The sequence below is a fragment of the uncultured Bacteroides sp. genome, from assembly GCF_958445495.1.
Classification (GTDB): Bacteria; Bacteroidota; Bacteroidia; order Bacteroidales; family Bacteroidaceae; genus Bacteroides.
Genome location: NZ_CAUCSQ010000091.1, coordinates 1 through 7,622 on the forward strand (window position 1 = coordinate 1; position 7,622 = coordinate 7,622).

A 7,622-nucleotide genomic window follows, 5' to 3' on the forward strand; every position below is an offset into this window, starting at 1 on the left:
TGCTCCAACCTTTGTTAACCTTAAATCTAATACTATGAAAAACACGTTGCAAAGATACGGACTATTGGGAAATTTGCAAATAATCCAAGAAAAAAAGTGTGTTATATAACATAGATTAAGAAAAACAGCTTTTGCCTTAACGGTTATTCGATGTTTTGGATGATTATATATGGAGTTTTTTTTATCTTTGCGCGAAACATTATAATTTACTAATAACTTCATAGAAACATGGATAGAAAAAGATTAGGCCGATGGATAATGTTGGCTGTTGTTTGCTTGGTTTTTTCAATGGGAGAGGGGTATGCGCAAAAAAGAGATTTTGCAAATCTGGCCCGATACTCGAAAGAGAATGCCGCGCTTCCACAAGTGTCAAAAAAGGACAAAAGGGTTATTTTTATGGGGAATTCCATCACGGAAGGATGGGTGCGTACTCATCCGGACTTTTTCAAATCGAACGGTTATATCGGTCGGGGAATCAGTGGACAGACCTCTTATCAGTTTTTGTTGCGTTTTCGGGAAGACGTGATAAATCTTTCTCCGGCTTTGGTGGTGATTAATGCCGGCACGAATGATGTCGCAGAAAATACACAATCCTACAACGAAGATTATACATTTGGAAATATCGTTTCTATGGTGGAGTTGGCTAAGGCGAATAAGATAAAGGTTATTTTGACTTCCGTGTTGCCTGCCGCCGCATTTAAATGGAGGATGGAAATAAAAGATGTACCGCAAAAAATCAAATCGCTGAATGGTCGGATAGAGGCTTATGCGAAAGCTAATAAAATTCCGTTTGTAGATTATTATCAGGCATTGGTCGTTCCGGAGGGTAACGCTTTGAATCCTCAATATACCAAGGATGGTGTACATCCGACAGGTGAGGGGTATGATGTAATGGAGCCGTTGATAAAGAAAGCGATTGAAAAAGCGCTTTAGGAATTTATCGTTGTAAAGTTCAGCATATGAATGCCGCTTGATTATGTAATCGGGTGGCATTTTTTTATGAGATTACTGTCAGGGAAGCGCAAGCTGCTGTATGGATATAAAAAAAGGAGCAACGCCTTGCTCCAACCTTTGTTAACCTTAAATCTAATACTATGAAAAACACAGTGCAAAGATACGGAATTGGGGTAACTTTGCAAATTACCAGCCCTAAATCGGTGTTTTTATAACACTAATTAATGGATTGGAATCCGTGTTATAGGTTTATTAAGAATTCCTGTACTCAACAACCATTGTAGAATACGATGAAGGAGAAGAGCTTTTAGCCCCATTTCTCTTTCATCAGGTCTTCCAGTTTCAATAATTCGTCACGATATTGTGCTGCTTCTATGAATTCGAGTTTCTTGGCTGCTTCCTGCATCAGCTTGCGAGTGCGCTCGATACTCTTTTCCATTTGTGCTTTACTCATATATTGTACTACCGGGTCTGCTGCGATGTTCGGAGTGGACGGTTCCACATAGGCGCTTCTCTCTTTTAACAGTTCGTCAGCTTCTTTCGCATTACCGAATACGGACAAATTTCTGGCTTTTTTAATCTGCTGCGGAGTAATTCCGTTTGCTTCATTATAGGCTAACTGTTTTTCGCGGCGGCGATTGGTTTCGTCAATGGTGAGTTTCATGCTGTCTGTTATTTTGTCGGCATACATGATGACTTTCCCGTTGACGTTACGGGCGGCACGTCCGGCAGTCTGGGTTAATGAACGGTGGGAACGGAGGAATCCTTCTTTATCTGCATCGAGTATCGCTACAAGGGATACTTCCGGTAAATCCAATCCTTCACGGAGCAGGTTGACACCGACAAGCACGTCATATATTCCCTGCCGTAGAGCATCCATAATCTTCACACGTTCCAGTGTGTCGACATCACTGTGGATATAGTTGCATCTTACGTTGTTGTTGAGAAGATACTCCGTTAGTTCTTCGGCCATACGTTTGGTGAGAGTGGTGACAAGGACACGCTCTTCCTTTTCGATACGAAGCTGGATTTCTTCCATTAAATCGTCGATTTGGTTTAGGCTTGGACGAACTTCGATAATCGGGTCGAGCAAACCGGTGGGACGAATCACTTGTTCTACGACTATGCCTTCGGATTGAATCAACTCATATTCTGCCGGAGTGGCGCTCACGTAGATTACCTGTTTTGCCATTTCTTGGAACTCTTCGAACTTTAACGGACGATTGTCCATAGCGGCGGGCAAACGGAAGCCGTACTCTACAAGGTTTATTTTACGTGCCCGGTCACCTCCGTACATGGCACGGATTTGAGGTACGCTTACGTGGCTTTCATCAATGACAATCAAAAAATCATCCGGGAAGAAATCGAGCAGGCAATAGGGGCGGGTACCGGCTGCACGGCCGTCAAAATACCGTGAATAGTTTTCAATTCCTGAACAGTGGCCCAGTTCTCGAATCATTTCCATGTCGTAAGTGACCCGTTCATATAATCGTTTGGCTTCATATTCCTTACCGATGGATTCGAAGAAAGCGACTTGTTTAGCCAAGTCGTCTTCTATTTCGTGAATGGCGCGGAAAGTGGCCTCTTTGGTTGTCATGAACAGGTTGGCCGGATAAATTTTGTAGGAATCGAAAGAAGATAGGGTTGTGCCGTTAATCGGGTCTACCTCTTCAATGCCGTCAATTTCGTCTCCCCAGAAAGTGACTCGGAGCAGATTGTCCGTATAGGCAAGGTAAATGTCTACCGTGTCTCCTTTGACGCGGAAGTTACCGCGGTTCAGGTCTATATCATTGCGGACGTATAAGCTGTCTACCAGGCGTCGGAGGAATACATTACGGTCGAGCATGCGTCCCCGTTCGATTTCAATTACATTCTTGTAAAAGTCCGAAGGGTTTCCCATTCCGTAAATACAGGATACGGAAGAAACGACAACCACATCTTTTCGTCCGGAAAGCAGGGCGGATGTGGCGGCAAGACGGAGTTTGTCGATTTCATCATTGATGGCGAGGTCTTTTTCTATATAGGTATCACTGCTTGGCAGGTAGGCTTCCGGCTGATAATAGTCATAGTAAGAGACATAATATTCTACCGCATTGTTGGGGAAAAATCCTTTAAACTCACTGTAAAGCTGGGCTGCCAGCGTTTTATTATGGCTTAAAATCAACGTCGGTTTGTTGATATTGGCAATGACGTTGGCTATGGTGAATGTTTTTCCCGAACCGGTTACTCCTAACAAAGTCTGGGCGGGAAGTCCCTGGAGTACTCCGTCCGTCAGTTGGGCTATTGCTTCCGGTTGGTCTCCGGTAGGTTTGTAAGCTGATGTTAATTCAAAATTCATAGTTAAATCTTAAAAAGTGAGACAATATTCGGTAAAATAATTGAGATAACAAATCATTTTTCCAAATAAATCCTTTACTTTGCAACAAAGTTATATAAAAAACAGATTCATACAATTAATAATACCTGAAACACATGATTTGGAACGAAAGCATTGAGTGTATGGACCGTGAAAGTCTTCGTAAGATTCAGAGCATACGACTCAAGAAAATTGTAGATTACGTCTACCACAACACTCCTTTTTATCGGAAAAAAATGCAGGAAATGGGGATTACTCCCGATGATATCAATGGTATTGATGATATCGTAAAACTTCCGTTTACTACGAAATATGATTTAAGAGATAATTATCCGTTCGGACTTTGCGCCGTACCGATGAGCCAGATTGTCCGTATCCATGCTTCTTCCGGTACTACCGGAAAACCGACGGTCGTCGGATATACCCGTAAGGATTTGTCTTCATGGGCGGAATGTATTTCACGTGCTTTTACGGCTTATGGAGCCGGGCGTCCGGATATTTTTCAGGTGTCTTACGGATACGGGCTTTTCACCGGAGGACTGGGGGCACATGCCGGAGCGGAGAATATCGGTGCGTCCGTTATTCCGATGTCAAGTGGCAATACGGAGAAACAGATTACGTTGATGCATGATTTTGGTGCGACTGTGCTTTGCTGTACTCCTTCCTATGCGCTTTATCTGGCTGATGCAATTAAAGATTCCGGATTGCCCCGTGAGGAATTCAAATTAAAGATAGGGGCTTTTGGCGCGGAACCCTGGACTGAACAGATGCGTCATGAAATAGAAGAGAAGTTGGGTATCAAAGCATACGATATTTACGGTTTGAGCGAAATAGCCGGGCCGGGTGTGGGTTATGAATGTGAATGCCAGCACGGTACTCACTTGAATGAGGACCATTATTTCCCGGAAATTATAGATCCGAATACTTTGCAGCCGGTAGAGCCCGGACAGACGGGGGAACTTGTTTTTACTCATCTGACAAAAGAGGGTATGCCGTTATTGCGGTATCGTACACGTGATTTGACGGCTTTGCATTACGATACGTGTGCATGTGGCCGTACATTGGTGCGTATGGAGCGTATTTTGGGACGTAGTGATGATATGCTGATTATCCGCGGCGTGAATGTATTCCCGACACAGATTGAATCTGTAATCCTGGAAATGGCCGAATTCGAACCGCATTACTTGTTAATTGTCGGTCGTGAGAATAATACCGATACGATGGAATTGCAGGTAGAAGTGCGCCCGGACTTTTATTCGGATGAAATCAACCGGATGTTGGCATTGAAGAAGAAGCTTGCGGGGCGTCTTCAAAGTGTGCTCGGACTGGGCGTGAATGTGAAACTGGTAGAACCGCGGAGTATTGAACGCAGTGTAGGGAAGGCAAAACGGGTGATTGACAATAGAAAACTGTAAGAGTCGTAGATTGCAGGTCTCAATGACGGAAGACGGGCATCGGCTTTTGTCATTTGCAGTCTATTGGGATGACCTTAAAATTGTAATAAATAACTTAGTCTTTGAAGTCATGGTAGCAAAACAACTTTCTATCTTTTTGGAAAACAAGTCAGGTCGTTTAACGGAAGTGACTGACGTGTTGGCGAAAGAAAATATCAATCTTTCTGCCTTATGTATTGCTGAGAATGCCGATTTCGGTATTCTGCGTGGGATTGTATCCGACCCGGACAGGGCATATAAAGCTTTAAAGGATAATCATTTTGCAGTAAATGTGACTGATGTCGTCGGTATCAGTTGCCCTAATATACCGGGTGCCCTGGCGAAAGTGTTGGGGTATTTGTCTGCTGAAGGGGTGTTTATCGAATATATGTATTCATTTGCTAATAATAATATTGCGAATGTGGTGATTCGCCCCAGTGATTTGAATAAGTGTATTGAGGTGTTGAAAGAAAAGAAAGTAGACCTTCTGGCAGCCAGTGATTTGTATAAGCTGTGAAAGGTTGCTCAGGAGCATAAACGATGGACGGTAGTGAGTGTATGGGTCTGATTCGGATTAATGCATGCCGTTTATCGTTTATTATTTGTTGTCTGCTGCTTTTGTTTGTCATTCACCGTTATTTTCCCCTCTTTTGTCGATGTTTAACGCCTTTTATGTATTAAAAAACATAGATTAATTGCTAAATTCCCGGCGAATAAGTAACTTTGCGCATTATTTTAAACAGGATGAAGAAAAATATCATTATAACTTTGCTTGTGGCCGCTGCTCTGACATCATGTGGAGAGTATAATAAGTTGCTGAAAAGCACTGATTACGAATACAAGTACGAAGCCGCCAAAAACTATTTTGCGAAAGGACAGTATAATCGTTCGGCTACTCTGTTGAATGAGTTGATTACTATTTTAAAAGGAACCGATAAGGCGGAAGAGTCGTTGTATATGTTGGGAATGAGTTATTATAATCAAAAAGATTACCAGACTGCCGCCCAGACATTTATCACTTATTTTAATACGTATCCCCGTGGCACTTTTACGGAACTGGCGCGTTTCCATGCAGGAAAAGCCTTATTCTTGGATACTCCGGAACCGCGTCTGGACCAGTCCAGTACTTATCAGGCTATCCAGCAGTTGCAGATGTTTATGGAATATTTTCCGGGCAGTACTAAGAAACAAGAGGCACAGGATATGATTTTTGCTTTGCAGGATAAATTGGTATTGAAGGAACTTTATTCGGCAAAGTTGTATTATAATTTAGGTAATTACCTGGGTAATAATTATGAATCTTGTGTGATAACTGCGCAAAATGCATTGAAGGATTATCCGTATACCGATTATCGTGAGGAACTTTCCATCTTGATTCTCCGTGCAAGATATGAAATGGCTATCTATAGCGTGGAGGATAAGAAAGCTGACCGTTATCGTGAGACGATTGACGAATATTATGCTTTCAGGAATGAATTTCCGGAGAGTAAATATTTGAAAGAGGCGGAGAAAATATTTAGCGAATCACAAAAAGTAATTAAAGACTAAATTTAAATAGATTTTATGGACTACAAAAAAACGAATGCTCCTACTACGACGGTAACCCGTGACATGATGGAACTCTGTGCCGATACAGGAAATGTTTATGAAACTGTTGCCATTATCGGTAAGCGTGCTAACCAGATTAGTGTGGAAATCAAGAATGACCTTTCTAAAAAATTGGCGGAGTTTGCTTCTTACAATGATAATTTGGAAGAGGTATTTGAAAATAGAGAGCAAATTGAAATTTCTCGTTATTATGAGAAATTGCCGAAACCGAGCCTGATTGCTACGCAAGAATATATCGAAGGGAAAATATATTATAGAAACCCGGCAAAGGAGAAAGAAAAACTTCAGTAATTTATATTCTGACGAAAGAATTGATAGTCAAGTGGTAAGCGGGGTAATTATGTAATCCCCTATTTCTTATTGCTTGGCTATTATTGTTTAACTCAACTACTATTATTGGAATACTTATGATTCAACGAATTCAAACAGTTTATTTATTGCTTGTTACAGGGCTTCTTATTACGGCAATGTGTTTGCCGATGGGATATTTCACTGATACGACGGGAGAACACCCTTTCAAAGTTTTAGGGTTGGATGTGAATGGTGGATTTCAGTCTACATGGGGATTATTCGGCATTTTGATGTTAAGTACTATAATTGCTTTTGCAACGATTTTCTTATATAGAAATCGTATGTTACAGATTCGTATGTCGATTTTTAATAGTTTATTGTTAGTAGGTTATTATATCGCTTTTTTTGCTTTTTATTTTGCATTGAAGAATGAAGCGAATCTTTTCCGTATTGGTTGGGCGTTGTGTTTGCCGCTTGTGTCTATTATCTTGAATATATTGGCTATTCGCGCTATCGGGCGGGATGAGGTAATGGTAAAGGCGGCAGACCGGCTGAGATAATGTTATCGGGATGGAAAGCACCGGAAGAAAGATAAACGATAGAAGAACGGAAGAGCGTGTCCAAGAGGATATTCAATGTCAAATTCTGTGAAGTCCAAAGTAGGTTCTATTTCCGATATTTTTGTGTTTTTACCATGGTGTTTTTATTTTGAATCACTTCTGTCGGGGCTGTCAAACCGTATTTGAGGAATATTTAAAGAGATGGAAAGAGCCCTATTTCAAAATAGAAATTGAAGGTTGAAGTTCTTATAGGTTAAAATTTTAAAGTAAAGAATCCTCCTATTCTTGCCTTGTATTGTGATGAAGGCTAAATAGGGGGATTTTTATGTTATAACTTATAAATTATAAGTGAGGCTGTCTCATTCTTCTATTTTGAAGTGACCCCAAAAAGTTGGACATGTTAAACATTATCCCGTAATA

The 7,622-nt window shown here is 41.2% G+C and carries 7 protein-coding genes; 6 read left to right on the top strand and 1 reads right to left on the bottom strand.

All coding sequences use genetic code 11. The features are described 5' to 3' along the window. Positions 1–228: 228 nt before the first annotated feature. The gene (locus Q5076_RS17610) at positions 229–933 is read left to right on the top strand and encodes an SGNH/GDSL hydrolase family protein (protein ID WP_303015086.1); all 705 of its coding nucleotides are present in this window, start codon (positions 229–231) and stop codon (positions 931–933) included. A gap of 328 nt (positions 934–1,261) precedes the next feature. On the opposite strand, the gene uvrB is transcribed toward Q5076_RS17610, so the two are convergent. Continuing rightward, positions 1,262–3,292, bottom strand: a complete 2,031-nt coding sequence (uvrB, locus tag Q5076_RS17615) for an excinuclease ABC subunit UvrB (protein WP_303015088.1) — start codon at positions 3,290–3,292, stop codon at positions 1,262–1,264. A gap of 134 nt (positions 3,293–3,426) precedes the next feature. Between uvrB and Q5076_RS17620 the strand changes: the two genes are divergently transcribed. From Q5076_RS17620 to Q5076_RS17640, 5 genes are all read left to right on the top strand, one after another. Then, the gene (locus Q5076_RS17620) at positions 3,427–4,725 is read left to right on the top strand and encodes a phenylacetate--CoA ligase family protein (RefSeq protein WP_303015089.1); all 1,299 of its coding nucleotides are present in this window, start codon (positions 3,427–3,429) and stop codon (positions 4,723–4,725) included. A 109-nt stretch (positions 4,726–4,834) separates the two neighbouring features. Further along, the gene (locus tag Q5076_RS17625) at positions 4,835–5,260 is read left to right on the top strand and encodes an amino acid-binding protein (RefSeq protein ID WP_303015090.1); all 426 of its coding nucleotides are present in this window, start codon (positions 4,835–4,837) and stop codon (positions 5,258–5,260) included. Positions 5,261–5,487: 227 nt separating this feature from the next. Next, positions 5,488–6,291 carry an outer membrane protein assembly factor BamD gene (locus Q5076_RS17630; protein WP_303015092.1) on the top strand — a complete coding sequence of 268 codons (804 nt, stop codon included), beginning with the start codon at positions 5,488–5,490 and terminating at the stop codon, positions 6,289–6,291. A 15-nt stretch (positions 6,292–6,306) separates the two neighbouring features. Continuing rightward, positions 6,307–6,642: a DNA-directed RNA polymerase subunit omega gene (locus tag Q5076_RS17635; protein ID WP_303015094.1), complete on the top strand. Its 336-nt coding sequence runs from the start codon at positions 6,307–6,309 to the stop codon at positions 6,640–6,642. A gap of 116 nt (positions 6,643–6,758) precedes the next feature. Next, the gene (locus Q5076_RS17640; RefSeq protein WP_303015095.1) at positions 6,759–7,202 is read left to right on the top strand and encodes a DUF4293 domain-containing protein; all 444 of its coding nucleotides are present in this window, start codon (positions 6,759–6,761) and stop codon (positions 7,200–7,202) included. Positions 7,203–7,622 lie beyond the last annotated feature (420 nt).

Bases quoted from the DNA above. Each gene is read 5' to 3' on its own strand.
- Q5076_RS17610 (WP_303015086.1), top strand. From the start codon at position 229: ATGGATAGAAAAAGATTAGGCCGATGGATAATGTTGGCTGTTGTTTGC.
- uvrB (WP_303015088.1), bottom strand. From the start codon at position 3,292: ATGAATTTTGAATTAACATCAGCTTACAAACCTACCGGAGACCAACCG.
- Q5076_RS17620 (WP_303015089.1), top strand. From the start codon at position 3,427: ATGATTTGGAACGAAAGCATTGAGTGTATGGACCGTGAAAGTCTTCGT.
- Q5076_RS17625 (WP_303015090.1), top strand. From the start codon at position 4,835: ATGGTAGCAAAACAACTTTCTATCTTTTTGGAAAACAAGTCAGGTCGT.
- Q5076_RS17630 (WP_303015092.1), top strand. From the start codon at position 5,488: ATGAAGAAAAATATCATTATAACTTTGCTTGTGGCCGCTGCTCTGACA.
- Q5076_RS17635 (WP_303015094.1), top strand. From the start codon at position 6,307: ATGGACTACAAAAAAACGAATGCTCCTACTACGACGGTAACCCGTGAC.
- Q5076_RS17640 (WP_303015095.1), top strand. From the start codon at position 6,759: ATGATTCAACGAATTCAAACAGTTTATTTATTGCTTGTTACAGGGCTT.